Source organism: Streptomyces harbinensis, from assembly GCF_900116145.1.
In the GTDB taxonomy this organism is placed as follows: domain Bacteria; phylum Actinomycetota; class Actinomycetes; order Streptomycetales; family Streptomycetaceae; genus Streptomyces; species Streptomyces carpaticus.
In genome coordinates this window covers 1-24,798 of sequence record NZ_FPAB01000002.1, presented here as the reverse complement: position 1 = coordinate 24,798, position 24,798 = coordinate 1, and the positions used below count along the sequence as shown (strand labels likewise).

Genomic DNA, 24,798 nt, shown 5'->3' with positions numbered 1-24,798 from the left:
CTTGCGTCATTGCCGAAGGCAGAACGGGCAGTGTCAGACCAGTGTAAAGAAGGTGCGGAGCCTGTCCAGCCTTACTTTCGATCGATCACCCGGGAGAGAACTCTATGTTTCGCAAGTCCTTCCCTGGGGTTTCCCAGAGGATTCCACCCCGGAACCCGCCTGCGCCGAGCGGTATCCGGCCGCCTGCGCCATCCGCCCCATCCGCTCCGCGATCCGCGCCAGCAGCACCCGCAGCTGCGCCGCCAGCTCCCGGTCCCCCAGCGCGGAAGCCAGCCGCAGCGCCTCCTCTCCCGAGCGCAGCGCCTCCTGGGGCCGCCCCGCGTACTCCTGCACCGTGGCCAGCTCCGCCAGCGCCACCGCCTGGCCCCGCCGGTCCCCCTCCCGGCGGTGCGCCGCGGCAGCCGCCCGCCACGCCCGCAGCGCCTCGCCCCAGTGCCGGGTACGGGTGAGGGCCGCCCCGATGCGCCCGTGCAGCCGGGCCACCGCCGCGCCGTCCCCGCGCGCCTGCCGGCTCGCCAGCGCCCGCCCGTACCAGTCGGCGGCCCGCTGCCAGTCCGCCAGCTCCGCGTAGGTGTCCCCGACCGACTCCACCGCGCGCGCGGCGAGCGGCCCGTCCGGCCCGGCACGGTCGGCCCGCGCGGCGTCCAGCGCCGCCCGGTAGCGCTCCAGCGCCTGCGCCGACCGCCCGGCCGCCAGATCCAGGTCCCCCAGCACCAGCAGCGCCGCCGCCCGCTCCCCCGCCATCCCGCGCCGGGTCGCCACCCCGAGCACCAGTTCGTGCAGCCGGTACAGCTCGGGCGCCGCGCCCTCCCGCCCCCGGTGCGCCAGCAAAGCCCCGGTCAGCGCCCCCACCAGCCGTCTGGCCAGCGTGTCGAGATCCCCGCCGTCCTCGACCGCCGTCCGGGCGGCGGCGCTCAGCGCGGGCAGCCCGGCCGACAGCCAGCGCGCCGCGTCCGCCGGGTCCTCGAACCGCAGCGCCGCCGGCAGCCCCGCCAGCCACTGCCGGGCCGGACTGCCCAGCGGCTCGGTCACCGCCTGCGCGGCCCGCAGCCGGCGCACCGCGCGCTCCAGCATCCGGGCCCGGGCCAGCAGTACCTCGGCCGGACGCTCCCCGGTCCGCAGCAGTACCCGCAGCAGCGGATCGAGGGCGCCCGGCAGCCGGTACTCCCCGCGTTCGCTGCCCGGCGGCGCGGCCCGGACCAGGCCGAGCAGGGCGAAGTTCTCCAGCGCGCCGCGCGCCGCCCCGAGCGAGCAGCCGGCCAGCGCCGCCACGGTGTGCGCGTCCAGCGCCCCGGCCGGGGCCAGGGTCAGCAGCCGCAGCGTACGGGCGGCGGCCGGCGGCAGGGCCGCGTACACCAGCCGGAACGCCAGCGCCACCGGGTCCTCGTGACCGGCCAGCCCGTCCTCGTCGGTCGGCCGGGTGATCCGGGCCAGCGCCTCGGCGATCGTGGCCTCCGGCCGCATCGCCAGCCACCCGGCGGTCAGCACCACGGCGGCCGGCAGCCCGCCGCACACCTCGATCAGCCGGTCCGCCGCTGTCGGGTCCACGGTGATCCGGATCTCCCCGGCGCCGCGCCGCAGCAGGGCCAGCGCGGCGGTCCGCTTGAGCCCGCCCAGGGTGCACGGCCGCACGTCCGGAACCCCGGTGAGCGGCCCCCGGGAGACGGCCAGCACCAGACAGTCGCGGGTGTCGGGGATCAGCTCGGCCAGCTGCCCCGCCGCGCTCACATCGTCCAGGAGCAGCAGCGCCCGCCGCTTGACCAGGGCACCGCGCAGGATGTCGGTCAGCTCCTCCTCGTCCGCGCCCGCCGGAGCCGGTACGTCGAGGGCGGTCAGCAGCTCGCGGGCGGCGCGCTCCACGGGGACCGGTTCGCCCCCCGGGTCGGTGAGCCGGGCGCGCAGCAGCCCGTCCGGGTAGCGGCCGGTGGCCAGCTGTTCCTGGGCGAACTCCTCTGCCAGCGCGGTCCGCCCGCTGCCGGGTGGCCCGGCCACCAGCAGCACCCGGCTGCGCGGCGCCGGCCGGCCCGCCAGGGTGGCCAGCCCGGCCCCGTCGATGTCGGCGCGCAACCGCGCGAGTTCGCCCTGCCGTCCGAGCAGTCCCCCGAGGCCAGGGGACTCGTGCACCGCCGCTTCCGTCACTGCGCGCCCTCTGCTTCGCGTGCGTGGTGAGTGGTGAGCGCAGCGTATGCCACCGGGGGCGTGCGCCCTGCCATGACACGGGACCCCGCCGCCCGGTCCGGGCCGCTCCCGGCGGGGCACGCCGGGCGCGCGGGAGGTACCGGGGCGCGGCACGCGCCGGGCTCCGGAGAGAAGCGGCGGGCGGTGCGGACGCCGGGTACAGCGGCCGGCGGGCAGCGCACGGCAGCGGCCCGGGACCGCGCCCGGCGCTGCGCCACCCGCCACACCCTCACGCCGCGCCCCCGGCCGGGCGGCCGGCCCGGGAGAGTCCTACGCCGGGAAGGGCCTGGCCGGCCAGGGCGCCAGCGCATCACGCAGCGCGTCCTCGCCCTCGCCCGCCCGGGCGGCGGCCAGCGCCAGGGCGCCCACCACCAGACAGTTGTTGTGCAGCTCGCCCGCCAGCACCCCCCGCAGCAGTTCCGCCAGCGGCACCCGGGCGTGCTCCATCGCGGCCTCCTCCTCGGCCACCGCGTACCGCTCGCCCTCCGCGTCCGACAGCTCGCGGGCCAGGAAGATCCGCACCGCCTCGTCGCAGCCGCCCGGCGTGGTGTACACATCGGCCAGCACCCGCCAGTCCTCGGCCTTGATGTGCGCCTCCTCGTACAGCTCGCGCTGGGCGGCGTGCAGCGGGTTCTCGCCGGGGACGTCCAGCAGCCCGGCCGGGATCTCCCACAGCCGCTGCCGTACGGGGTGCCGGTACTGCCGGATCACCACCACCCGGTCCGCCGCGTCCAGCGCCAGGACCGCCACCGAACCCGGGTGCACCTGGTAGTCGCGGCGCACCACGGAGCCGTCCGGCATCACCACGTCGTCCGTGCGGACGCTGGTCTTGTTGCCGGTGAAGGGGGTGGCGGTGGCCTGCACCGGCCAGGAGTCGGGAATGTCGCGGAGTTCGGCGGTCATCGTCTTCTCAGGCGGCCTTTCGCTCGACTGCGGCCTTCACCAGGCCGGCGAACAGCGGATGCGGACGGGTGGGCCGGGAACGCAGCTCCGGGTGCGCCTGGGTGGCGACCAGGTACGGGTGGACCTCGCGCGGGTACTCGACGTACTCGACGAGCTTGTTGTCCGGTGAGGTCCCGGAGAACAGCAGCCCGGCCTTCTTCTCCAGATCGGCCCGGTAGGAGTTGTTGACCTCGTACCGGTGCCGGTGGCGCTCCTCGACGTACGGCTCGCCGCCGTACACCTCGCGCACGATCGAACCCTCGGCCAGCTTCGCCGGGTACAGGCCGAGCCGCATGGTGCCGCCCATGTCACCCTCACCGGCCACGATGTCCAGTTGCTCGGCCATGGTGGAGATCACCGGGTGCGCGGTGGCGCGGTCGAACTCGGTGGAGTCGGCGCCCTCGATCCCGGCCAGATTGCGCGCGGCCTCGATCACCACGCACTGCAGGCCCAGGCACAGGCCCAGCAGCGGTACCCGGTTCTCCCGGGCCCAGGTGATCGCGGAGATCTTGCCGTCCACGCCCCGGTCACCGAATCCGCCCGGGATGCACACCGCGTCGCAGTCGGCCAGCTGCTCGGCCGCGCCGCCCGGCGTCTTGCAGTCGTCCGAGGTGACCCACTTGATCTTCACCCGGGCGTTGTTGGCGAAGCCGCCCGCCCGCAGCGCCTCGGTCACCGACAGATAGGCGTCGGGCAGGTCGATGTACTTGCCCACCAGCGCCACCCGCACCTCGTGCTCGGGGTGGTGGACGACGCGCAGCAGATCGTTCCACTGCGTCCAGTTGACGTCGCGGAACGGCAGGTCGAGGCGGCGCACGGCGTACGCGTCCAGGCCCTCGGAGTGCAGCACCTTGGGGATGTCGTAGATGGACGGGGCGTCCATGCAGGCCACCACGGCGGCCTCGTCGACGTCGCACATCAGCGAGATCTTGTGCTTGATGGCCAGCGGCACCTCGCGGTCGGCGCGCAGCACGATCGCGTCGGGCTGGATGCCGATGTTGCGCAGCGCGGCCACCGAGTGCTGGGTGGGCTTGGTCTTCAGCTCGCCGGAGGGGCCGATGTAGGGCAGCAGCGAGATGTGCACGACGAAGACGTTGTCCCGCCCCACCTCGTGCCGCACCTGGCGCACGGCCTCCAGGAACGGCAGCGACTCGATGTCGCCGACGGTGCCGCCGACCTCGGTGATGACCACGTCCACGTCGTCGCCGGCCATCCGGCGGACCCGGTGCTTGATCTCGTTGGTGATGTGCGGGATGACCTGCACGGTGTCGCCCAGGTACTCGCCGCGCCGCTCCTTGGCGATCACGGTGGAGTAGATCTGCCCGGTGGTGACGTTGGCGGTGCCGTCGAGATCGACGTCGAGGAAGCGCTCGTAGTGGCCGATGTCCAGGTCGGTCTCGGCCCCGTCGTTGGTGACGAAGACCTCGCCGTGCTGGAAGGGGTTCATGGTGCCGGGGTCCACGTTCAGATACGGGTCCAGCTTCTGCATGGTGACGCGCAGCCCGCGCGCCTTGAGCAGGGCACCGAGTGAGGAGGCGGTGAGCCCCTTGCCGAGCGAGGAGGCGACCCCGCCGGTGACGAAGATGTGCTTGGTCGTCGTGCGGGGACTGGAGGCAGTGGCCAAAACGGGCTCCCGTGGTCGCGAGGTCGGATGCGGCTCGGGGGTCCTGCTGCCCTCCGCTCCACGGGCTACCAGCGTATCAGTGAGCGGGCGGTAGCCGGGCGGTACACGAATGGCACGCGGACACCCGCGAGCCGTCGTATCCTGCTCGGACGCTCAATTGAGCGACCGAGATATCGCACGTCCCACGGGGGCGGCCCCACCGTTCGACTGGAGATGCAAGTGGCCGGGCGCATCGAGGATTACGCACTCATCGGCGACATGCAGACCGCCGCCCTTGTCTGCCGGGACGGCTCGGCTGATTGGCTGTGTCTGCCCCGTTTTGACTCCCACGCGGTCTTCGCGGGTCTGCTGGGCTCAGATGAGCACGGTTTCTGGCGCATCGGGCCTGCGCACGGCAAGGACGTGCCGCCGCCGCCCGCCACCCGGCGCCGTTACCGGGGCGACTCGCTCATTCTGGAGTCCGAGTGGGACACCACGCGCGGCACCGTGCGTGTGACCGACTTCATGCCGCCGCGCGGCAGCGACGCGCCGCAGCTGGTGCGGATCGTGGAGGGCGTCAGCGGCCGGGTGCCGATGCGTTCGGTGCTGCGGATGCGCTTCTCCTACGGGTGGGTGGTCCCGTGGGTGCACAAGGTTGACGACCGTACGGTCGCGGTGGCGGGCCCCGACTCGGTGTGGCTGGACACCGAGGCCGACACCTACGGGAAGAACCTCACCACCTACTCCGACTTCACCGTGGCCCCCGGGGACCGGATCGCGTTCACCATCAGCTGGCAGCCCTCGCACAAGGAGCCGCCGCCGGTGCCGCAGCCCGAGGAGGCGCTGACCGCCACCGAGGAGTTCTGGCGCGAGTGGGTCAGCCACTGCACGTACCACGGCCCGTACCGGGAGGCGGTGATCCGCTCGCTGATCACCCTCAAGGCGCTCACCTACGCGCCGACCGGCGGCATCGTCGCGGCCCCCACCACCTCGCTGCCCGAGGAGATCGGCGGCTCCCGCAACTGGGACTACCGCTACACCTGGCTGCGGGACGCGGCGATCACCCTCTCCTCGCTGCTGCGCACCGGCTATCACGAGGAGGCGCGGGCCTGGCGCGAATGGCTGCTGCGCGCGGTGGCCGGCGACCCGCAGAACCTCCAGATCATGTACGGCGTGGCGGGCGAGCGCGAGCTGTCCGAGGCCGAGCTGAGCTGGCTGCCCGGCTACGAGAACTCGCAGCCGGTGCGGATCGGCAACGGCGCGGCCGGCCAGCTCCAGCTGGACGTGTACGGCGAGGTGACCGAGGCACTGCATCTGGGCCACATGACGGGCCTGGCCCGCAACGATCACGCCAATCTCCTCCAGCTGAAGCTCATCCGCTACCTGGAGGACCACTGGAACGAGCCGGACGAGGGCATCTGGGAGGTGCGCGGGCCGCGCCGGCACTTCGTGCACTCCAAGGTGATGGCCTGGGTCGCGGTGGACCGCACCGTCAAGCTGATCGAGTCGGGCGAGGTGGACGGCCCGCTGGAGCGGTGGCGCGATCTGCGCGACGAGATCCACCGGGACGTGTGCGAGCACGGCTACGACAAGGAGCGCAACACCTTCACCCAGTCCTACGGTTCGCGGGAACTGGACGCCTCGCTGCTGCTCATCCCGCAGATGGGCTTCCTGCCGCCGGACGACAAGCGGGTCATCGGCACCATCGAGGCGATCCAGCGGGAGCTGTCCACCCTGGACGGCTTCATCCTGCGCTACCCGACCGCCGGGGACGAGGCGGGGGTCGACGGCCTGGAGGGTGACGAGGGCGCGTTCCTGGCCTGCTCGTTCTGGCTGGCCGACGACCTGGCGATGATCGGCCGGGTGGACGAGGCCCGCAAGCTGTTCGAGCGGCTGCTGTCGCTCCGCAACGACCTGGGGCTGCTGGCCGAGGAGTGGGACCCGCGCCGCCAGCGGCAGGTCGGCAACTTCCCGCAGGCGTTCTCGCACGTGCCGCTGATCGACACCGCGCTGCGGCTGACGGCCTCGGGGGCGTACGGCGGCTGATCGCGCGCCCGCGCACGAGCGGAGGTGGCCGCCCCGGCTGGAGTCCGGGGCGGCCACCGGCGTTGTGGGGCGGTCCGTCAGAAGGGGCTGATGGTGAGCGTGAACTGCCGCGGCGCGTGGTCCTGGATGTAGGACGCGAAGTCGGCCACGTCGTCGAAGGCGAACCCGTAGGCGCGGCCGTCCACCATGGCCGCGTGCAGCGCCTTGGCGTAGTGGTGGGTGACGTCGTGCTGGTAGAACGCCGCCGCGTCGGTGACCGGCTGTTCGGGGTGGCTGTGCGCGGTGGTGCGGTTGAGGGCTGCGCCGAGGATGGCGGCGACCGGGCCGCGGATGCCGTCGTTGGGGGCGTGCAGCGCCCCGTCGCAGAAGAGCAGGTCGCGGGTGGTCGGCCGGTCGACGATCACTTCGGCCGGGCCGTTGAAGACCAGCCGGCCGCCGGCGGCGCGCCCGGTGTAGTAGCCCTCGTTGGTACGGATGTTCAGCTGGTGGCCGTCCGCCCAGATCCGGTCGATGTAGGAGTCGAAGTAGCCGCTGGGGAACAGTCCGGCGTCCAGGCCGTGGCTGGGCGCGAGCACCCGGCGGTCGCCGATCACCAGCGGCGCGAACGCCTCGTGCCGGCCGACCTCGGTGAAGATCTGCTGCCGTCCGCCGTCCTTGAGCCGGCCGGCCGTCTGGTCGGCGGTGCCCTGGAGCCGGATGTCCAGCGGCACGCTGAACATGTCCACCATGGTGACGTTGCAGAACATGCCGTCCGCGTTGTAGGTGAACTCGGCGCAGTCGTGCAGCACCTCGTAGTTGGGGTCGGAGGTCACCCAGCCGGCCGGGTAGGCGAGCGCGGGCACACCGTTGCCGTCCAGGACCGCCTTGAACTTGAGCTTGTCGCCGAGCGCGGTGTAGATGCGGCCCGACATGTACGGCAGCTGGAGGGTGGTGGTGCCGGAGCCGGCCAGCGGGATGGCGTAGTCGGTGAAGCCGTCCGGGCCGTTGTCGTCGAGCGAGATCGGGGCGAGGGTGCCGTCCGGGGTGAGCCGTACCTGGCGGCCGTCCACGTTGCCGACGACGTAGAGGTGGATGCTGCTGTTGGTCCACTCGCCGGTGTTGTTGACGATGTGGACGGGGAGGGTGGCGGCGGCAGCCGGCGGGGCGGCGGAGTCCGTACCGCCGAACGCCCGGCTGGCCAGCAGCCCGGCGGCCGGGACGGCGAGCGCGCCGGCGGCGGCGCCCTTGAGCAGGTTCCTGCGGTTGACCATGCGGATCACACCTCACCGATCTGGTCGGGGACGCGGTCGACGCGCAACGCGCGGCCGGGTTCGGTCGCGGCGGTGGGGGTGCGTTGTCACGTCGAACAGGTCCCGTGGGGGGATTGATTGAGAGCGCTCTCAGAGCGTTGTCAAGCACCTTGCCGGGGCCGGACGGTACGGTCAAGAGCCCGCGACTCAAGGGGACCTTAAGGTGTCAGAACATCAGCCCACACTCGAAGCCGTCGCCGCCCACGCCGGTGTCTCGCGCGCCACCGTCTCGCGGGTGGTCAACGGAACGCCCGGGGTGCGGGAGGAGTTGCGCGAGCGGGTCCGGCGGTCGGTGGCGGCGCTCGGCTACGTCCCCAACAGCGCGGCCCGCTCCCTGGTCACCCGCCGCACCGGGGCGGTGGGCGTGGTGATCGCCGAGCCGGAGTCACGGGTGTTCGCCGACCCGTTCTTCGCCCAGCAATTGCGCGGCATCGGCCGCGAACTGGCCGCCCACGACATGCAGCTGCTGCTGATGCTCGTCGAACGGCCGGGCGACGACGACCGGATCGGCCGGTATCTGGCGGGCGGCCACGTCGACGGGGTACTGATGTTCTCCCTGCACACCGACGACACGCTGCCGGACCTGGCCCGCTCTTCCGGGCTGCCCACGGTCTACGGCGGCCGGCCGGGCTGGCAGGCCGCCGGTACGGGCCCGGCCCCGCTGTACGTCGACACCGACAACCGGGACGGGGCGCGGCAGGCCGTGGAACATCTGCTCGCCCGCGGCCGGCGCCGGATCGCGGTGATCACCGGCCCGCTCGACCAGACCGCCGCCCAGGACCGGCTGGCCGGCTGCCTGGACGCGCTCGGCCGCACGGAGGCCGACCCCGCCCTGCTGGCGCACGGCGATTTCACGGCACGGGGCGGCGAGGCGGCGATGTCCCGGCTGCTGGAGAGCGCCCCCGACCTGGACGCGGTCGCCGCGGCCAACGACCTGATGGCCACCGGCGCCCTGCGCACCCTGCGCCGCCACGGACGGCGGGTACCCGAGGACGTGGCGGTGACCGGCTACGACGACCTCGAACCGGCGGCCTGGGCCGAACCGGCCCTCACCACGGTCCGCCAGGACGTCCAGCTGATGGGCCGCCTGATGGCCCAGCTGCTGCTGCGGCAGCTGACCCCCACCCCGGCATCGCCGGATACGGACACCCGCCCGCCGGCCCCGATCGTCACCCCGGCGGAACTGGTGGTGCGCGCCTCGTCGTAGTCGTCCCGGGCTCAGTGGTAGCGCGAGTAGGCGGGCAGATAGTCGGGCCCGTCGCACCAGTCGGCGATGTCCTCCTCGGCGAGCAGCGCGGTGACGACGGCCTCCACCTCGGCGGGCTTGAGATGCGCCCGTCGGGCGATCTCCTGATGGCTGGCTCCGCGCTCATGCGCCCGGAGGACAGCCAGGTCACGGTCGGCGCTGGCGTCGTCGACGACGTGGCTGAGCCGCTGAATGCGGTCGAGGTAGTACGCGGCTGATCCCGGGGGGCAGGGGCTGATGCCCTCGCTCATGATGATCCGTCCTTCGGCGTCGGGGAAACACGTCGGTGCCGGGCCCACCCGGTTCCGGGGGCAGGCGCGGTGGAATCAGGACACTGAGGCCCATCGGAGAATAGGTGCTAGCACCTATCTCGTAGCATGATGATGCCCGCGGTGGATTCAGCCGTCAAGGATTAGGTGCTAGCACTTAGTTGACGTCGCGAACGCGAGAGCGAAAACGAGAGGAGCTGCCACCCCCATGGCGCAGACAGCGGAAGAGATCGCGAGCCAGCTGCGGGAGCTGATCCGGACCGGAGCTGCGGCACCTGGTGAGCGGCTGCCGACCATGGAGGCTCTGGCGGCAGAACACGGCGTGTCCCGGCAGACCGCACGGCAGGCACTGAACCAGCTCAAGGCCGAAGGGCTGGTGGAGTACAAGGGCGGGCGGACCGGGACCTTCGTGCGGGAGCGTCCCGGGCGGCGGATGGTGCGCTCCCGGTCCATGGAGCGGGACGGTCTCGGCTACTACTCCGGCAGCAACGTGCAGCACTGGCGCCTGGTCGCCGGCACCCGGACGGAGGTGGCAACCGCCCCCGTGCCGCCGGACATCGCGGAACTGCTCGGCGTCGGCGCGGGCGAACCCGTTGTGGTGCGCAAGCGGCTCAACGGCGACCCGGAGAACGAGCGGTTCCGGCAGCTCACCGACAGCTGGCTGCACCCGACCGTGGTGGCTGAGCTGCCGGCGCTGACGGGAGACTCCGGGCTCGGCGGGATCTATGACCGCATCGAGGAGTGGGCGGGGCAGCCGATCGCGTGGGAAGAGGAGATCACCGCGGCGACCCCGAGCCCGTCCGAGGCCACGGCACTTCTGCTGCCGCCCGGCGTTCCGCTGCTGCGGGTGATCCGTACCTCGACGGTCCGGATCGAGGGGAAGACCCTGATCGCGGAGGTCAACGACATCCGGATGTCCGGGGAACTGTTCAGTGTGAAGTACCCGCTGACCCGGCGGGGCGCGGCAGCGTGGCCGGTCGCCCCGGCCACCGCCGACTTCTATCAGGGCTGACCCGCGTCGCCGGGGATCACCGGGTACCGGACAGTTCGTCGTACACGCTCAGCACCTGCGCCACCGTCGTGTCCTCCGTCGGCCAGGAGCGGGCCCGGGCGCGGCCGGCCAGGGTGAGGGCCGCGCGTCGGTCCGGGTCGGCCAGCAGGGTGCGGACCGCCGCCGTCAGGGCGGCGACCTCACCGTAGGGGATCAGCACCGCCGCGTCGCCCACCAGCTCCGGGACGCCGCCCACCGCCGTGGCCACCAGCGGGACGCCGCCGCGCAGCGCCTCCTGGGCCAGTTCCGGCCTGGCCTCCCAGCGCGGCGCGGCGAGCGCCACGTCCGCGACGGGCAGCAGCCGCCGCACGTCCTGGGCGCGGTCGAGGAGCCGCACCGGCAGGCCCTCGCGTTCGATGCGGCGCTGCCACACCGGGCGCTGCGGCCCCTCGCCGGCCATCACCAGCAGCGGCTGCGGGTCCAGCCACCGCCAGCCGCGGGCGGCGGCCAGCAGCATGTCGTGGCCCTGTTCGGCGATGAGCAGCGGCCGGTCGACGACGCCCAGCTCGGCCCGTACCTTGTGCGGCTCGCTCTCCTGGCTGCGGGCCGTGCGCTGGGCGGGCAGCGCGACGGGGGCCAGCCGGGCGTCGCGCGCTCCGCGCCGCCGGGCGCGGGCCACCAGGTCGGATGTGGCGCCGAGCACCACGGAGGCGGCGCGGGCCACCCACCGCTCGGTGAGCCGCCGCAGCCGCTCGCGGACGCCCTGGTCGGCGGGCCTGGCGTGCCAGGTGACGACGAGCGGGACGGAGCGGCGCCGCAGGGCCAGGGCGGCGACCAGGCCGGCCCGCATGCCGTGGGCGTGGACGAGGTCGGCGTCGCAGCAGATCGCCCGCAGGGTGCGGACGGCGTCGGCCTGGGCGCGTACCGGCAGCGGGATGAAGCGGGCGCCGGTGCCGCCGAAGTCGTACCGGCGCTCGGCGTACTGGGAGGCGCACACGGTGACCCGCACGCCCCGGGCGTCGAGCCCGGCGGCCAGGGAGCGCACATGCGCCCCCGTGCCGGCGCTGCCACCGCCGAGCAGCTGCACGACGTGCAGTTGCGGGGCACGTCCGGCCACCGGCGGCACCACGGGCATGGCGGGCACGCTCCTCTCCTCGGCTGTGTGCGGGGTCACGTCGCGGTCACGCACCGCGCGCGGCGTCCAGAATGCCAGTTGGCGGCGGCATCGCGGTAGCGCGCGCCACTCTCCTGGACTACCCCCGGCGGCCGAGGCGGGCGGCGGTCGCCAGCAGTTCCTCGGCGTGCGCGCGGGCGAGCGCCGAGTCCTCCTGCCCCGCCAGCATCCGGGACAACTCCCGCACCCGGCCCTCCCCGTGCACGGACTGCACCCCGCTGCGGGTGACGGAGCCGTCGCTGGTCTTCTCCACCACCAGGTGCCGGTCGGCGAAGGCCGCGACCTGCGGCAGATGTGTGACCACCACCACCTGCGCGGAGTCGGCCAGCTTCGCCAGCCGGCGGCCGATCTCGACCGCCGCCTTGCCGCCGACGCCGGCGTCCACCTCGTCGAAGAGGTAGGTGGGCACCGGCGCGGAGCCGGCGAACACCACCTCGATCGCCAGCATCACCCGGGACAGCTCACCGCCGGAGGCGCCCTTGGCGATCGGCCGCGCGGTGGCCCCGGGGTGCGGGGCCAGCAGCAGCTCGACCTCGTCCACCCCGTGCGGCCCGTACGCCACGGTGCGCCCGCCGACCTCGATGCCCTCGGCGGGCAGCGCGGCATCGGTGTGCCGCAGCGCCACCTCGATCCGGGCGTGCGCCATGGCCAGCTGGGTCAGCTCCTCGGTGACGGCCTCGCCGAACCGCTTGGCGGCCTCCGCCCTGGCGTCGCTCAGCCGCTGCGCGAGCACGCTCAGCTCCGCCCGCAGCGCGTCCCGCTCGGCGGTCAGCTCGGCGATCCGCTCGTCGTCGCCCTCCAGCTCGGCGAGCCGGGCGGCGCTGCCCTCGGCCCACACCAGCAGGGCCGAGCAGCCGTCGCCCGCCGCCGTCTCCTCGGGGCCGCCGCCGTACTTGCGGATGAGGTGGGCCAGGGTGGCGCGCCGCTCCTCGACGGCGGCCAGCCGCAGCGGGTCGGCGTCCAGGCCGTCGGCGTAGGAGGCGAGTTCACCGGCGACGTCGGAGAGCAGGATGTGAACCTCGGCGAGGCGGTCGGCGAGTTCGGCCAGGGCCGGGTCGTGGCCGCGTACCGCCTCCAGGGCTCGGTGCGCGCCGCCGACCAGCTCGCCGGCGTCCACCCCGGACGGGTCGGCCGGGTCGCCCGCCAGCGCGCCGTGCGCGGTGGCGGCGGCCGAGGCCAGGGCCTCGGCGTGGCCGAGCCGGGCGGCCTCGGCGGCGAGTTCGACGTCCTCGCCGGGCCGGGGCTCGGCGGCGGCGATCTCCTCCAGACCGAAGCGCAGCAGGTCGGCCTCCTGCATCCGTTCGCGGGCCAGGGTGGTCAGCTCGGCCAGCTCGGCGGAGACGTCGCGCAGCCGCCGGTACGCCTCGCGGTAGCCGGCCAGGGGCCCGGCGACGGCCTCGCCCGCGTACCGGTCGAGCGCCTCGCGCTGCCGGGCCGGGCGCAGCAGCCCTTGCTGGTCGGTCTGGCCGTGCACGGCGACCAGTTCGTCGGCCAGTTCGGTGAGCAGCCCTGCGGGCACCGACCGGCCGCCGACGTACGCCCGGGAGCGTCCCTCGGCGGAGACGGTGCGGCTGATGAGCAGCGCGCCCTCGTCGAGTTCGGCGCCGGCCTCCTCGGCGCGGTGCGCGGCCGGGGCTCCGGGCGGCAGGCTGATGCGGCCCTCCACCACGGCCGTGGCCGCGCCGGCGCGCACCAGCGCGGCATCGGCGCGCCCGCCGAGCAGCAGGCCGAGACTGGTGACGACCATGGTCTTGCCGGCGCCGGTCTCGCCGGTCACCGCGGTGAAGCCGGTGGACAGTTCGACGATCGCGTCGTCGATCACGCCCAGGTCCTTGATCCGCATCTCCTCCAACACGGATACGACCATACGAGGTCATCGGGGGATGTGGCGACGCCCGGGGTCGAACATCAGTGCGGAGCACCACGCCATCCGGCCACCGGCAGGGCGAACTTGGCCACCAGCCGGTCGGTGAACGGCGCCCGGTGCAGCCGGGCCAGCCGGACCGGCACCAGCCCGCGCCGTACCTCCACGCGGGCACCGGCCGGCAGTTCGACCGTGCGGCGCCCGTCGCACCACAGCACGGCGGGCCAGGTGTCCGGGCGCACCTCCACCGCGAGCACCGAGCCGGGCGCGGTGACCAGCGGTTTCGCGAACAGCGCGTGCGCGCTGATCGGCACCATCAGCAGCGCCTCGACCTCCGGCCACACCACCGGCCCGCCGGCCGAGAAGGCGTACGCGGTGGAGCCGGTCGGGGTCGCGCACACCACCCCGTCGCCGCCGAACCCGGAGACGGGGCGGCCATCCACCTCGATGACGACCTCCAGCAGCCGCTCGCGGGCCGCCTTCTCCACCGACGCCTCGTTCAGCGCCCAGTCCCGGTGGATGACCCGGCCGTCGTCGGTGACCAGCACGTCCAGGGTCATCCGCTCCTCGACCTCGTAGGCGCGGGTGACCACCCGGTCCACCACCTGGTCCAGGTCGTCGCGCTCCGCCTCGGCGAGGAAGCCCACCCGGCCCAGGTTCACCCCGAGCATCGGCACCCCGGAGGCGCGCGCGAACTCGGCGCCGCGCAGCAGGGTGCCGTCCCCGCCGAGCACGATGAGCAGTTCGCAGCCGTCCGCAACGCCGGGGCCCGGCTCCACCCACTCCACCCGGTCGTCGTAGGCGCCGTGCCCCGGCATCGGCAGGTCGGCGGCCTCCTCGGCCAGCACCCGCACCCCCACACCGTGCGTCAGCAGTCCGCGCACGACGAGTTCGGCGCTGCGCACGGCCGCCGGCCGGCCGGTGTGGGCGAGCAGGAAGACGGTGCGCGGCGGGTTGATCGTGGTCACTGGGGCCCTTCCGTCACGGCGCGTTCGACATCGGCGGGGTCGAGTGCGGGTGCGCCGGCGCGCAACCACAGGAAGTACTCGACGTTGCCCGACGGTCCGGGCAGCGGGCTGGCGGTGACGCCCCGGACGCCGAGCCCCAGCTCCGCGGCCCGCTCCGCGACGGCCGTGACCGCCTCGGCGCGCAGCCGCGGACTGCGGACGACGCCTCCGCTGCCGAGCCGTTCCTTGCCGACCTCGAACTGCGGTTTGACCATCAGCACCAGATCGGCGTCCGGCGCGGCGCAGGCGATCAGGGCGGGCAGCACCAGTCCTAGGGGGATGAACGACAGATCCCCGACGATCAGTTCCGCCGGGACCCCGCCGATCTGTTCGAGGGTCATCTCCCGTACGTTCGTGCGGTCCCGTACCGTGACGCGCTCGTCCGCCTGGAGCGTCCAGGCGAGTTGCCCGTACCCGACGTCCACCGCGATCACGTGCGCGGCGCCGGCCCGCAGCAGGACGTCGGTGAACCCGCCGGTGGAGGCGCCCGCGTCCAGCGCGCGGCGGCCGGTGACGCGCAGCCCGAGCGGGGTGAAGGCGTCCAGGGCGCCGGCGAGTTTGTGGCCGCCGCGCGAGACGTAGCCGGGGTCGTCGGCGTCCTCGCGCACCAGCAGGGCGGCGCTGGTGGCGACCTGGGTGGCGGGCTTGGCCGCCACCAGACCGTCGACCGATACCCGGCCGGCCTCGATCAGCGTCCTGGCGTGCTCGCGCGAGCGGGCGAGCTTGCGCCGCACCAGTTCGGCGTCGAGACGGGACAGGCGTCGGCGGGTCGCTGCGGCCACGGGTGGTTCAGCTCCTGGGGGTCACGGGATCGGGGTGCGGGACATCGAGCGCGGTCAGCGTGTCACGCAGTCCGCGGTGAACATCCTCGTACACCTCTCCGTGGCCGCCGACGGCGAGGTGATCGGCGTCGGCGAGCCGGGCCAGTACGGCATCGATCCCGGGGTGCCCGGTGGCGGTGACCCCGACCCCCAGCGGGCGCGGCGCGCCGGCCTCGGGCGCCTCCGCGGCCTCCGGCCCGTGCGCAGGCCCGGTGCCGGTTTCGGTGCCGCTGCGGGTGCCTGTACCGGTTCCGGCGGGGTCCATGGCGGTGGGCTCTTCCATGCGCCCGACGCTACCGCCTGCCCGCCGCCGCGGGTGCTCGCCCCGCGCGGCCCGGCGCAGCCGCCCAACGGGGTGGTGTACGGGGGCCGTACGCGCCCCGTCCGGCGCCGGCGCGCCCCTGCGCACCTCCGCGCCCACCCGCAACTCCCCTCGGCAGCTCTCACGCTCGGCGCTGAGTTAGGTTAGCCTAACCTTCGGTTCCGGCTTTCCGAGAGGCAACGAGAGGACACGACCATGACCGCCGCGCCCTTCGAGTTCTTCGATCTCCAGGTGCTCCGCACCACCCGGATCAGCCCGAGCTTCACCCGCGTCACCCTCGGGGGCGACACCCTCCACCGGTTCGCCAGCGGAGGCCGGGACCAGCGCTTCAAACTCTTCCTCCCCCAGCCCGGTTGCCGCGAGGTGGCCATCCCCCGGGACGCCGGCCACGCCTGGTGGCCCGCCTGGCAGCGGATGGACCCCGCCGAGCGCGGCATCATGCGCACCTACACCGCCCGCGAGCAGCGCCGCGGACCCGACGAGCTGGACATCGACTTCGCCCTGCACGGCGAGCAGGGCGGCCCCGCCTCCCGCTGGGCCGAGCAGGCCGCCCCCGGCGACGCCGTCGCCGTCCTCGGCCCGCTGGAGGAGGACAACGCCGCCGTCGACTTCCGCCCGCCGCCGGAGGCCGACTGGATGCTCATCACCGGCGACGAGACCGCGCTGCCCGCCGTCGCCGGCATCCTCGACTGGCTGCCGCCCGGCATCCGCGCCAAGGTCTGGCTGGAGGTCGCCCACCCCGACGACCGGCAGGAGCTGGCCACCGAGGCCGACGCCGACATCACCTGGATCATCCGCGACCGCGCCGGCGCCACCCTGCTGGAGTCGGTACGCGCCACCCACCTGCCCGCCGGCCGCCCCTACGCGTGGATCGCCGGAGAGGCCGGCTCGGTGCGCACCCTGCGCCGTCACCTGGTCAACGACCGGGGCATCGACCGCAAGAACATCAAGTTCACCGGCTACTGGCGCAAGGGCACCACCGAGGACGACCTGATCGCCCAGATCGCCACCGACACGGCCCCCGCCACCAGCGAAGACGACAGCAACGGCAGCGACACCGCCGGCGAGACAGCCGGCGCGGCGCGGGCCGGGGCAACCGCCTGACCCCGGGCGGCCCGCCGCCCCCGACCCGGGCGGTCCGGTACGGCCTCCGCCACAGCCGCACCGGGCCGCCCGTCACCCCGCGGGCCGCCGCACCATGAACACATCGATCGCGTCCCGCCCCACCACGGTGAACCCGTGCCGCTCGTACAGCCGGCACGCCGCGCTCCCCGCCAGCACCGTCAGCCGCACCGCCACCCCGGCCGCGTCCGCCCGCGCCAGCAACGCGCCCAGCACCGCAGAACCCAGCCCCCGGCCCTGGAACTCCGGTGCCAGATAGAAGTGTCCGAGCGCCCACTCCCCGGGCCCGGCCGGCCGGAACGTCACACTCCCGGCGAAGGAGCCGTCCCCCGCCTCGATCAGCGAGGTGTACCCGGCGGCGAATTCGTCCCGTGCCCGCTGCCGCACCCGGTGCGCGTCGAACCGGCCCAGCCGCTCCAGATCCGCCCGCAGGACTTGGGCCTTCAGCTCGGCGATCCGCTCCACATCCGCCTGCGCCGCCGGTCGCAGCGACCAGGAAGGCGCCGTCGCCCCGCTCATCCGCGCCCGGCCGCCGCCGCGGCCAACAACGCCGCGAACCCGTCCGGCAGCGCGAGCCCGCACCGCCCCTCCCCCGCCGCCGTCCAGGCCGCCGCGCACAGCGCCCGCAGCGCGTCCACCGGATCGGCCTCCCGGCCCCCGTCCCCGGTCAGCTCCAGCGCCCGGGCCCCGGCCACCGCCCGCCAGCCGCCGCACCGGAACCCGCCGCCGTCCCCCGGCTCCGCCGTCACCGGCGGCTGCGCCACCAGCAGCCCGCGCAGATCCGCGGCCACGAACGTCGGCCGGTGCTCGGGCGGCGCCGCCACCAGCCCCGCAGCGTCCGTCACCCCGGTCAGCACCAGCAGCGAGTCCACGCCCCCGTTGAACGCGCCCTCGATATCGGTGTCCAGCCGGTCCCCCACCACCAGCGGACGCTCGGCCCCGGTCCGCAGAATCGTTTCCCGGTGCATCGGCGGCAGCGGCTTCCCCGCCACCACCGGCTCCACCCGCCCACCGGACCCGATCCGCACCACCTCGACCGCCGCGCCGTTGCCGGGCATGATGCCCCGCCCGCTCGGAATCGTCAGATCGGTGTTCGACGCGAACCACGGCAGCCCCCGGTTCACCGCCAGCGTCGCCTCCGCCAGCGCCCCCCACGGCAGTTCGGGACCGCCGTACCCCTGCACCACCGCCGCCGGATCGTCGTCCGCCGACGCCACCGGTTCGAGCCCCCGCTCGGCCAGCGCCACCCGCAGCCCCGCACCGCCCACGCACAGCACCCGCGACCCGGCCGGCAGCCGCTCCGCGATCAGCCGCGCCACCGCCTGCGCGGACGTCACCACCTCGGCCGCCTCCGCCGGCACCCCCAGCTCCGTCAGATGGGCGGCCACCGTCTGCGGCGTCCGGGAGGCGTTGTTGGTGACGTACGCCAGCCGCATCCCGCCCTCGCGCGCCAGCCGCAGGGCCTCCACCGCGTGCGGTACCGCCGCACCGCCCGCGTACACCACCCCGTCCAGGTCCAGCAGCGCCGTGTCGTACGCCCGTGCCGGGGCGCCCTCGCTGCCCGCCGGGCTCGTCCTGACCTTCGTCTCAACCCTGTCATCAGCCATAACACCCCCGATCATCCCCCACCGGCACCCATCGCCTCCCATCTGCCCCGGACAGGGGCAATCGGCATAGCATGCCGGGATGGTTCCCGACGCCCCCGCCGCCCGCACCGGCCCCGGCCCCGGCCCCGAAGGACTGGACCTCGCGCCCTTCCGGGGGCTGCGCTACGTGCCGGGCCGCGTCGGCGACCCGGCCGCCGTCACCTCACCCCCGTACGACGTCGTGGTCCGCCCCGACGGACTGCACGAACTGGAGACCGCCGACCCCTACAACATCGTCCGGCTGATCCTGCCGCAGGCCGCCGACCCCGCCGAGGGCCACCGCCGCGCCGCCCGCACCCTGCGCCGCTGGCGCGCCGAGGGCGTCCTCCGCCAGGACCCGCGGCCCGCCCTGTACGTCTACGAGCAGCGCGGCCCCGCCCCCGGCAGCCTCCAGCGCGGAGTCATCGGCGCGCTGTCCCTGACCGGCCCCGGCGACGGCACCGTCCTGCCGCACGAGGACGTCATGCCGGACGTCGTCGCCGACCGCGCCGCCCTCACCCGCGCCACCGCCGCCAACCTCGAACCCCTGCTGCTCTCCTACCGGGCCGAGCACCCCGACGACGCCGACCACGTCATCGACGCGGCCACCCGCACCGCACCCCTGCTCGCCACCCGCACCGGCGACGGCATCGCCCACCGGCTGTGGGCCGTCACCGACCACGCCGCCCTCACCCGGCTGCGCGCCGCGCTGCACCGGCACCGGGCGCTGATCAGCGACGGCCACCACCGCTGGGCCACCTCCCTGCGGCTGCGCGACGAACACGCCGGCCGGCCGCCCTGGGACCGGGCCATGGTGCTGCTGGTCAACACCGCCCGCTACCCCCTGCAGGTCCAGGCCATCCACCGGGTACTGCCCCGACTCCCCGCCGACCGGGCCCTGGAGCGGGTACGGGCCACCGCCGCCTTCCGCGTACGCCGGCTCTCCGCCCCGCTCGACGACGCCCTGCGCACCCTGGACGCCGCTCCCGGCCCCGCCTTCCTGCTGAGCGGCCGGGAACCGGGCGCGCTCCACCTGCTGGACCGTCCCGACCCCGCGCTGCTGGACCGTACGGTCCCGGCCGGCCGGCCCGCCGCCTGGCGCGCCCTGGACGCCACCGTGCTGCACTCCACCCTGCTCCGGGCCGTGTGGCGGATTCCCGACCAGCCCGGCAGCATCCGCTATCTGCACGACACCGCCTCCGCCCTCGCACAGGCCGAACGCGCCGGCGGCACCGCCGTCCTGCTGCGCCCGGTCGCCGAGGAGACGGTGCGCGCGCTGGCCGAAGCGGGCGTCATGATGCCGCGCAAGTCCACGTCGTTCGGCCCGAAACCCGCTTCGGGCCTGGTGATCAGGCCGCTGGAGGAAGGACCCGTTGCCCCAGAAAATTAGGTTAGGCTAACCTCACTTCCGAGTTGCCCCATCGCACCCGGGAGCCGCATGAGCACCGCCCTGTTCACCCGCACCGACGACCGCCTCGGCCGCTTCACCGTCCGCGCCGTCGACCCGGCCACCGACACCCCGCTGCTGCACCGCTGGCTCACCCACCCCAAATCGGCGTTCTGGCTGATGCAGAACACCACCCAGGACGAGGTGCGCCGCTACTTCGAGGCCATCGCCGCGGCCCCCGCACACCATGCCTACCTCGGCCTCCACGACGGAAACCCCGCCTTCCTCGCCGAACGCTACGACCCGGCGGCCGAAGCCGTCGGCGAGGTCTACCCGGTCCGGGAAGGCGACGTGGGCATGCACTTCCTCACCGCCCCCACCGACACCCCGCGGCACGGCTTCACCCTCGCCGTCATCACCACCGTCATGGAACTGCTCTTCGCCGACCCGGCCACCCACCGCGTCGTCGTCGAACCCGACGCCCGCAACCGCCCCGTCCACGCCCTCAACACCGCCGTGGGCTTCGAGGTGGCCGCCACCGTCGAACTGCCCGGCAAAGCGGCCCTGCTCAGCTTCTGCACCCGCGACCAGTACACCGCCGCCACCCTCCGGCAGCACACGGCAACCACCGACTGAGGAGCACACCCACCCATGCACCCCCACCCCCACTCCCCCGGCCACTCACCCGCCCAGGACCCCCACCGGGCCACCGCGCACCTCACCCCCGAACTGTGGGAGAACGCCGAACGCCGGCTCATACGCAAGGCCCTCGCCGAGTTCTCCCACGAACGCCTGCTCACCCCCGCCGAAGAGCCAGGCCGGCCCGGCCACTACACCGTCCCCACCGACGACGGCGCCCTCACTTACCGCTTCACCGCCCGCCGGTACGCCCTGGACCACTGGCACATCGACGCCGACAGCATCACCCGCCACGACCGGGACGGCACCCGGCTGCCGCTGTCCGCCCTCGACTTCTTCGTCGAACTGCGCACCACCCTCGGCCTCAGCGACACCGTCCTCCCCGTCTACCTGGAGGAGATCAGCTCCACCCTCGCCGGCAGCGCCTACAAACTCGCCGGGGAACTCGGCACCGACCCGGCGACCCCGGCGACTCCGGCGGCCCACCGCCCCGGCGCCGCGGAACTGGCCCGCGCCGACTTCCAGACCATCGAAGCCGGCATGACCGAGGGCCACCCCTGCTTCGTCGCCAACAACGGCCGCCTCGGCCTCGACAGCGCCGAGTACCACGCCTACGCCCCCGAGACCGGCAGCCCCGTCCAGCTCGTCTGGCTGGCCGCCCGCCGCGACCTCACCACCTTCGCCTCCTCCGCCGGACTCGACTACGACCGGCTCATCAGCGGCGAACTCTCCCCCACCACCCGGGACGCCTTCGCCGCCCGGCTCACCGCCCTCGGCCTCGACCCGGACGACTACCGGCTCCTGCCCGTCCACCCCTGGCAGTGGCGGAACCGCATCTCCGTCACCTTCGCCGGCGAAGTCGCCCGGCGCCACCTCGTCCTTCTCGGCAGCGGCGAGGACACCTACCGCGCCCAGCAGTCGATCCGTACCTTCTTCAACACCAGCGCCCCCGGCAAGCACTACGTCAAAACCGCGCTGTCCGTCCTCAACATGGGCTTTCTGCGCGGTCTCTCCACCCCGTACATGGCCGTCACCCCCGCCATCAACGACTGGCTGCACGACCTCATCACCGGCGACGAGCAGCTGGGCGCCCTGGGCTTCAGCATCCTGCGCGAGCGCGCCGCCATCGGCTACCACCACCGCCAGTACGAGGCCGCGGCCGGCAAGGGCTCCCCGTACCTGAAAATGCTGGCCGCCCTGTGGCGGGAGAGTCCCGTGCCCTCCCTTGAACCGGGCCGGCGGCTGGCCACCATGGCCTCCCTGCTGCACGTGGACGCCCGGGGCGAATCCCTGGCCGCCGCCCTCATCGAGGACTCCGGACTCGCCCCCGAGGAGTGGCTGCGCCGGTACCTCACCGCCTACCTCACCCCACTGCTGCACTGCTTCTACCGGTACGGCCTCGTCTACATGCCGCACGGCGAGAACGTCATCCTCGTCCTGCGCGACGGGGTGCCCGAGCGGGCCATCATGAAGGACATCGCCGAGGAGATCGCGGTCTTCGACCCGGCGACCCCCGTCCCCGCCGCGATCGGCCGCATCCAGATCGACATCCCGGAGGAGGAGCGCGTGCTCTCTCTCTTCACGGACGTCTTCGACTGCTTCCTCCGCTTCCTCAACGCCATCCTGGCCGAGGCCGGTGTCCTCACCGAGGACGCCTTCTGGGAAACGGTCGCCCGCTGCGTCAGCGACTACCAGGACCAGCACCCCGAACTGGCCGACGCCTTCAAGCGGTACGACCTGTTCGCGGGCACGTTCACGCTGTCCTGCCTCAACCGCCTCCAGCTGCGCAACAACCAGCAGATGGTCGACCTGGCAGACCCCTCGGGCGCCCTCCAGTTCATCGGCACCCTGGACAACCCGATCGCGAAATTCGCCTGAGCCAGCCGGAACGACAGCAGGCGGTGGAAGGGAGGATTCCCTTCCACCGCCTGCCGCTCACGGTCCGCCGCCGCGTGCGGCGGTGCTCAGTCCTCTTCGTCCAGCTCGGGGTCGAGCGCGTCGACGAACTCCACGCCGTCCAGCTCGGCCAGCCGGTCCGAGGCATTGGTCACGCCACCGGAATCCGCGTCCAGCGTCTTCGCGAACCAGTCCCTGGCCTCCGCCTCACGCCCGACCGCCAGCAGCGCGTCCGCGTACGCGTACCGCAGCCTGGCCACCCACGGCTGGGTGGAGCTGGAGTTCAGCTCGGGGCTCTGCAACGTGACGACGGCGGCCTCGGCCTCGCCCATGTCACGCCGGGCACCGGCCGCCACCAGCCGCATCTCGACCTGGCCGGCCTTGTCCAGCCGCCGCACCTCGGGCTCGCCGGCCATCGCCAGCGCCCGCTCGGGCCGCCCGAGACCGCGCTCGCAGTCGGCCATCACCGGCCACAGGTGATCGGCGCCGGACATCCGCCGCGCCGCCCGGAACTCGGCCAGCGCCTCGGCGTACTTCTCCACGGCGTACGAGGCGAACCCCGCCGCCTCCCGCACCGCGGCCACCCGCGAGGCCAGCCGCAGCGCCACCCGCGAGTACGCGTACGCGCGCTCGGGGTCCTCGTCCAGCAGCTGGGCACACATGACGAGGTTGCGCGCCACGTCGGTGGCGAGCGTCTTCGGCAGGCTCATCAGCTCCTGGCGCACCGAAGGATCGATCTCGGCCCCGGTGACGTCATCGGGGATCGGCAGCTTCCGCGGCGCGGGACCCCGCTGCCCCCGGTCATCGCGCCGGAACCCGCCACCGCCGCCACCGCGCCGGTCATCACGCCCGCGGTAGCCGCCTCCACGGCCACCCCGGTCATCCCGCCGATCGTCGCGGCGGAACCCACCACCGCCGTTGCCCCCGCGCCGATCGTCCCGGCGGTCATCCCGCCGGTAGGCGGGGCGGTCACCGTCACGCCGGGGCCGGTCGTCCCGGCGGTCATCGCGCCGGAACGGAGGCCGGTCGCCATCACGGCGCGGACGGTCATCCCGCCGCTCATCCCGGTGGAAGGAGGGTCGGTCACCCTCACGACGGGGCCGGTCGTCGCGCCGGTCATCGCGCCGGAACGCGGGCCGATCGCCATCGCGACGGGGTCGGTCATCCCGCCGGTCGTCACGCCGGAACGCGGGCCGGTCACCATCGCGACGCGGCTGCTCGTCGCGGCGGAATCCGCCGCCGCCGCCACGCCGGTCGTCCCGGCGGTCATCGCGCCGGAACGGAGGCCGGTCGCCATCACGGCGCGGACGATCGTCCCGCCGCTCATCCCGGCGGAAAGCCGGCCGGTCACCGTCACGCCGGGGCCGGTCATCGCGCCGGTCATCGCGCCGATAGGCGGGCCGGTCACCGTCACGACGCGGCTGCTCATCCCGCCGGTAGGCAGGCCGATCGCCGTCACGACGGGGCCGGTCGTCCCGGCGATCGTCACGCCGGAACGGAGGCCGGTCACCATCGCGACGCGGGCGCTCGTCGCGCCGGTCGTCACGGCGGAAAGCCGGCCGCTCCCCCTGGCCGCGCGGGCCATCGTCCCGGCGGGGCCGGTCACGGTCCTCCCAGCGCGGACGCTCATCCCGCCGGAAGGCCGGCCGGTCGCCATCACGGCGCGGACGGTCGTCACGCCGGGGCCCACGCCTCTCAGTTCGGTCCTCGGGTGAATACGACATGGCGGGTCCTGCTCCTGTTCCTACGGCATGAAAAAAGACCGGTTGGTCTCCCAGCAAGTGTGCTGGAAGACCAACCGGTCTTCTAAAGATTGTTCGGCGGCGACCTACTCTCCCACACGGTCCCCCATGCAGTACCATCGGCGCTGAAAGGCTTAGCTTCCGGGTTCGGAATGTAACCGGGCGTTTCCCTTTCGCCATGACCACCGAAACGCTTACAAACGTCTCAGCGTGAACAAGCACACTTTTCAGTTTGAAGAAATTTGTTGTTCAAGATCTGCCTCTTGGACAGTTCACAGTGGACGCGAGCATCTGAGGACAAGCCCTCGGCCTATTAGTACCAGTCAACTCCACCTCTCACAAGGCTTCCATATCTGGCCTATCAACCCTGTCGTCTACAGGGAGCCTTACCCCATCAAGTGGGTGGGAGCCCTCATCTCGAAGCAGGCTTCCCGCTTAGATGCTTTCAGCGGTTATCCCTCCCGAACGTAGCCAACCAGCCATGCCCTTGGCAGAACAACTGGCACACCAGAGGTTCGTCCGTCCCGGTCCTCTCGTACTAGGGACAGCCCTTCTCAAGACTCCAACGCGCACAGCGGATAGGGACCGAACTGTCTCACGACGTTCTAAACCCAGCTCGCGTACCGCTTTAATGG

At 73.6% G+C, this 24,798-nt stretch carries 21 protein-coding genes and 2 rRNA genes; 7 read left to right on the top strand and 16 right to left on the bottom strand.

What is annotated here, in order from left to right:
- Positions 1-102: 102 nt before the first annotated feature.
- The 3 genes from BM385_RS04365 to pyrG form a co-directional block, all read right to left on the bottom strand.
- Positions 103-2,124, bottom strand: coding sequence for an ATP-binding protein (locus BM385_RS04365; protein WP_093842246.1), 2,022 nt, complete (start codon positions 2,122-2,124; stop codon positions 103-105).
- A 324-nt stretch (positions 2,125-2,448) separates the two neighbouring features.
- Complete coding sequence (locus BM385_RS04360) at positions 2,449-3,081, bottom strand: NUDIX domain-containing protein (RefSeq protein WP_093842245.1); 633 nt, start codon at positions 3,079-3,081, stop codon at positions 2,449-2,451.
- 7 nt (positions 3,082-3,088) lie between these two features.
- The gene (gene pyrG, locus BM385_RS04355; RefSeq protein ID WP_019434633.1) at positions 3,089-4,744 is read right to left on the bottom strand and encodes a CTP synthase; all 1,656 of its coding nucleotides are present in this window, start codon (positions 4,742-4,744) and stop codon (positions 3,089-3,091) included.
- A gap of 213 nt (positions 4,745-4,957) precedes the next feature.
- Here pyrG and BM385_RS04350 point away from each other — a divergent pair, with 213 nt between their 5' ends.
- Positions 4,958-6,769, top strand: a complete 1,812-nt coding sequence (locus BM385_RS04350; protein ID WP_037756202.1) for a glycoside hydrolase family 15 protein — start codon at positions 4,958-4,960, stop codon at positions 6,767-6,769.
- A 77-nt stretch (positions 6,770-6,846) separates the two neighbouring features.
- Here BM385_RS04350 and BM385_RS04345 read toward each other — a convergent pair whose 3' ends face one another.
- Entirely contained in the window at positions 6,847-8,019 is a 1,173-nt protein-coding gene (locus BM385_RS04345) for a beta-1,3-glucanase family protein (RefSeq protein ID WP_093842244.1), read from the bottom strand.
- A gap of 202 nt (positions 8,020-8,221) precedes the next feature.
- Here BM385_RS04345 and BM385_RS04340 point away from each other — a divergent pair, with 202 nt between their 5' ends.
- On the top strand, positions 8,222-9,265 hold the full coding sequence (locus BM385_RS04340; protein ID WP_026047567.1) for a LacI family DNA-binding transcriptional regulator: 1,044 nt from the start codon (positions 8,222-8,224) through the stop codon (positions 9,263-9,265).
- A gap of 11 nt (positions 9,266-9,276) precedes the next feature.
- Here the strand turns inward: BM385_RS04340 and BM385_RS04335 are convergent, their stop codons facing one another.
- The gene (locus BM385_RS04335) at positions 9,277-9,555 is read right to left on the bottom strand and encodes a hypothetical protein (protein WP_093842243.1); all 279 of its coding nucleotides are present in this window, start codon (positions 9,553-9,555) and stop codon (positions 9,277-9,279) included.
- A gap of 226 nt (positions 9,556-9,781) precedes the next feature.
- On the opposite strand from BM385_RS04335, the gene BM385_RS04330 reads away from it, so the two are divergent.
- On the top strand, positions 9,782-10,585 hold the full coding sequence (locus BM385_RS04330; RefSeq protein WP_093842242.1) for a GntR family transcriptional regulator: 804 nt from the start codon (positions 9,782-9,784) through the stop codon (positions 10,583-10,585).
- A gap of 16 nt (positions 10,586-10,601) precedes the next feature.
- Here the strand turns inward: BM385_RS04330 and BM385_RS04325 are convergent, their stop codons facing one another.
- The 5 genes from BM385_RS04325 to BM385_RS27615 form a co-directional block, all read right to left on the bottom strand.
- On the bottom strand, positions 10,602-11,699 hold the full coding sequence (locus tag BM385_RS04325) for a glycosyltransferase family 4 protein (RefSeq protein WP_019434639.1): 1,098 nt from the start codon (positions 11,697-11,699) through the stop codon (positions 10,602-10,604).
- 118 nt (positions 11,700-11,817) lie between these two features.
- Positions 11,818-13,605 (bottom strand): DNA repair protein RecN, encoded by a 1,788-nt coding sequence (recN, locus tag BM385_RS04320; RefSeq protein ID WP_093842241.1) that lies wholly within the window; start codon positions 13,603-13,605, stop codon positions 11,818-11,820.
- Positions 13,606-13,646: 41 nt separating this feature from the next.
- Complete coding sequence (locus BM385_RS04315; RefSeq protein ID WP_019434641.1) at positions 13,647-14,570, bottom strand: NAD kinase; 924 nt, start codon at positions 14,568-14,570, stop codon at positions 13,647-13,649.
- Positions 14,567-15,367, bottom strand: a complete 801-nt coding sequence (locus BM385_RS04310) for a TlyA family RNA methyltransferase (RefSeq protein WP_276035047.1) — start codon at positions 15,365-15,367, stop codon at positions 14,567-14,569. The genes BM385_RS04315 and BM385_RS04310 overlap by 4 nt, the downstream gene beginning before the upstream one ends.
- Before the next feature lie 31 nt (positions 15,368-15,398).
- Complete coding sequence (locus BM385_RS27615; RefSeq protein WP_019434643.1) at positions 15,399-15,713, bottom strand: hypothetical protein; 315 nt, start codon at positions 15,711-15,713, stop codon at positions 15,399-15,401.
- A gap of 234 nt (positions 15,714-15,947) precedes the next feature.
- Between BM385_RS27615 and BM385_RS04300 the strand changes: the two genes are divergently transcribed.
- Positions 15,948-16,856, top strand: a complete 909-nt coding sequence (locus BM385_RS04300) for a siderophore-interacting protein (RefSeq protein WP_093842240.1) — start codon at positions 15,948-15,950, stop codon at positions 16,854-16,856.
- Positions 16,857-16,928: 72 nt separating this feature from the next.
- Here BM385_RS04300 and BM385_RS04295 read toward each other — a convergent pair whose 3' ends face one another.
- Positions 16,929-17,393 (bottom strand): GNAT family N-acetyltransferase, encoded by a 465-nt coding sequence (locus BM385_RS04295; RefSeq protein ID WP_026047569.1) that lies wholly within the window; start codon positions 17,391-17,393, stop codon positions 16,929-16,931.
- The gene (locus BM385_RS04290) at positions 17,390-18,481 is read right to left on the bottom strand and encodes an HAD hydrolase-like protein (RefSeq protein WP_019434646.1); all 1,092 of its coding nucleotides are present in this window, start codon (positions 18,479-18,481) and stop codon (positions 17,390-17,392) included. Before BM385_RS04290 ends, BM385_RS04295 begins: the two co-directional genes overlap by 4 nt.
- A 79-nt stretch (positions 18,482-18,560) precedes the next feature.
- Here BM385_RS04290 and BM385_RS04285 point away from each other — a divergent pair, with 79 nt between their 5' ends.
- From BM385_RS04285 to BM385_RS04275, 3 genes are read left to right on the top strand one after another with little or no spacing between them, the layout of a single operon-like run.
- Entirely contained in the window at positions 18,561-19,889 is a 1,329-nt protein-coding gene (locus BM385_RS04285; protein ID WP_019434647.1) for a DUF1015 family protein, read from the top strand.
- Between the two features lie 48 nt (positions 19,890-19,937).
- Positions 19,938-20,522, top strand: coding sequence for a GNAT family N-acetyltransferase (locus BM385_RS27610; protein WP_093842239.1), 585 nt, complete (start codon positions 19,938-19,940; stop codon positions 20,520-20,522).
- 15 nt (positions 20,523-20,537) lie between these two features.
- The gene (locus BM385_RS04275) at positions 20,538-22,403 is read left to right on the top strand and encodes an IucA/IucC family protein (RefSeq protein WP_093842238.1); all 1,866 of its coding nucleotides are present in this window, start codon (positions 20,538-20,540) and stop codon (positions 22,401-22,403) included.
- Between the two features lie 86 nt (positions 22,404-22,489).
- On the opposite strand, the gene BM385_RS27470 is transcribed toward BM385_RS04275, so the two are convergent.
- The 4 genes from BM385_RS27470 to BM385_RS04260 form a co-directional block, all read right to left on the bottom strand.
- The gene (locus BM385_RS27470; RefSeq protein WP_019434650.1) at positions 22,490-23,131 is read right to left on the bottom strand and encodes a hypothetical protein; all 642 of its coding nucleotides are present in this window, start codon (positions 23,129-23,131) and stop codon (positions 22,490-22,492) included.
- Positions 23,131-24,006 carry a hypothetical protein gene (locus BM385_RS27465; protein WP_217650942.1) on the bottom strand — a complete coding sequence of 292 codons (876 nt, stop codon included), beginning with the start codon at positions 24,004-24,006 and terminating at the stop codon, positions 23,131-23,133. Before BM385_RS27465 ends, BM385_RS27470 begins: the two co-directional genes overlap by 1 nt.
- A gap of 230 nt (positions 24,007-24,236) precedes the next feature.
- A 5S ribosomal RNA gene (gene rrf / locus BM385_RS04265) occupies positions 24,237-24,353 on the bottom strand.
- Positions 24,354-24,456: 103 nt separating this feature from the next.
- Positions 24,457-24,798 (bottom strand): 23S ribosomal RNA (locus BM385_RS04260); the annotation flags it as partial.

Excerpts from the sequence above, each read along its gene's own strand:
- BM385_RS04275 (WP_093842238.1), top strand. The coding sequence starts at position 20,538 with ATGCACCCCCACCCCCACTCCCCCGGCCACTCACCCGCCCAGGACCCC.
- BM385_RS04325 (WP_019434639.1), bottom strand. The coding sequence starts at position 11,699 with ATGCCCGTGGTGCCGCCGGTGGCCGGACGTGCCCCGCAACTGCACGTC.
- BM385_RS04335 (WP_093842243.1), bottom strand. The coding sequence starts at position 9,555 with ATGAGCGAGGGCATCAGCCCCTGCCCCCCGGGATCAGCCGCGTACTAC.
- BM385_RS04300 (WP_093842240.1), top strand. The coding sequence starts at position 15,948 with ATGACCGCCGCGCCCTTCGAGTTCTTCGATCTCCAGGTGCTCCGCACC.
- BM385_RS27610 (WP_093842239.1), top strand. The coding sequence starts at position 19,938 with ATGAGCACCGCCCTGTTCACCCGCACCGACGACCGCCTCGGCCGCTTC.
- BM385_RS04330 (WP_093842242.1), top strand. The coding sequence starts at position 9,782 with ATGGCGCAGACAGCGGAAGAGATCGCGAGCCAGCTGCGGGAGCTGATC.
- BM385_RS04285 (WP_019434647.1), top strand. The coding sequence starts at position 18,561 with ATGGTTCCCGACGCCCCCGCCGCCCGCACCGGCCCCGGCCCCGGCCCC.
- BM385_RS04290 (WP_019434646.1), bottom strand. The coding sequence starts at position 18,481 with ATGGCTGATGACAGGGTTGAGACGAAGGTCAGGACGAGCCCGGCGGGC.
- BM385_RS04360 (WP_093842245.1), bottom strand. The coding sequence starts at position 3,081 with ATGACCGCCGAACTCCGCGACATTCCCGACTCCTGGCCGGTGCAGGCC.
- BM385_RS27465 (WP_217650942.1), bottom strand. The coding sequence starts at position 24,006 with ATGGCCCGCGCGGCCAGGGGGAGCGGCCGGCTTTCCGCCGTGACGACC.
- BM385_RS27615 (WP_019434643.1), bottom strand. The coding sequence starts at position 15,713 with ATGGAAGAGCCCACCGCCATGGACCCCGCCGGAACCGGTACAGGCACC.
- BM385_RS04345 (WP_093842244.1), bottom strand. The coding sequence starts at position 8,019 with ATGGTCAACCGCAGGAACCTGCTCAAGGGCGCCGCCGCCGGCGCGCTC.
- BM385_RS04350 (WP_037756202.1), top strand. The coding sequence starts at position 4,958 with ATGCAAGTGGCCGGGCGCATCGAGGATTACGCACTCATCGGCGACATG.
- BM385_RS27470 (WP_019434650.1), bottom strand. The coding sequence starts at position 23,131 with ATGAGCCTGCCGAAGACGCTCGCCACCGACGTGGCGCGCAACCTCGTC.
- recN (WP_093842241.1), bottom strand. The coding sequence starts at position 13,605 with ATGGTCGTATCCGTGTTGGAGGAGATGCGGATCAAGGACCTGGGCGTG.
- BM385_RS04295 (WP_026047569.1), bottom strand. The coding sequence starts at position 17,393 with ATGAGCGGGGCGACGGCGCCTTCCTGGTCGCTGCGACCGGCGGCGCAG.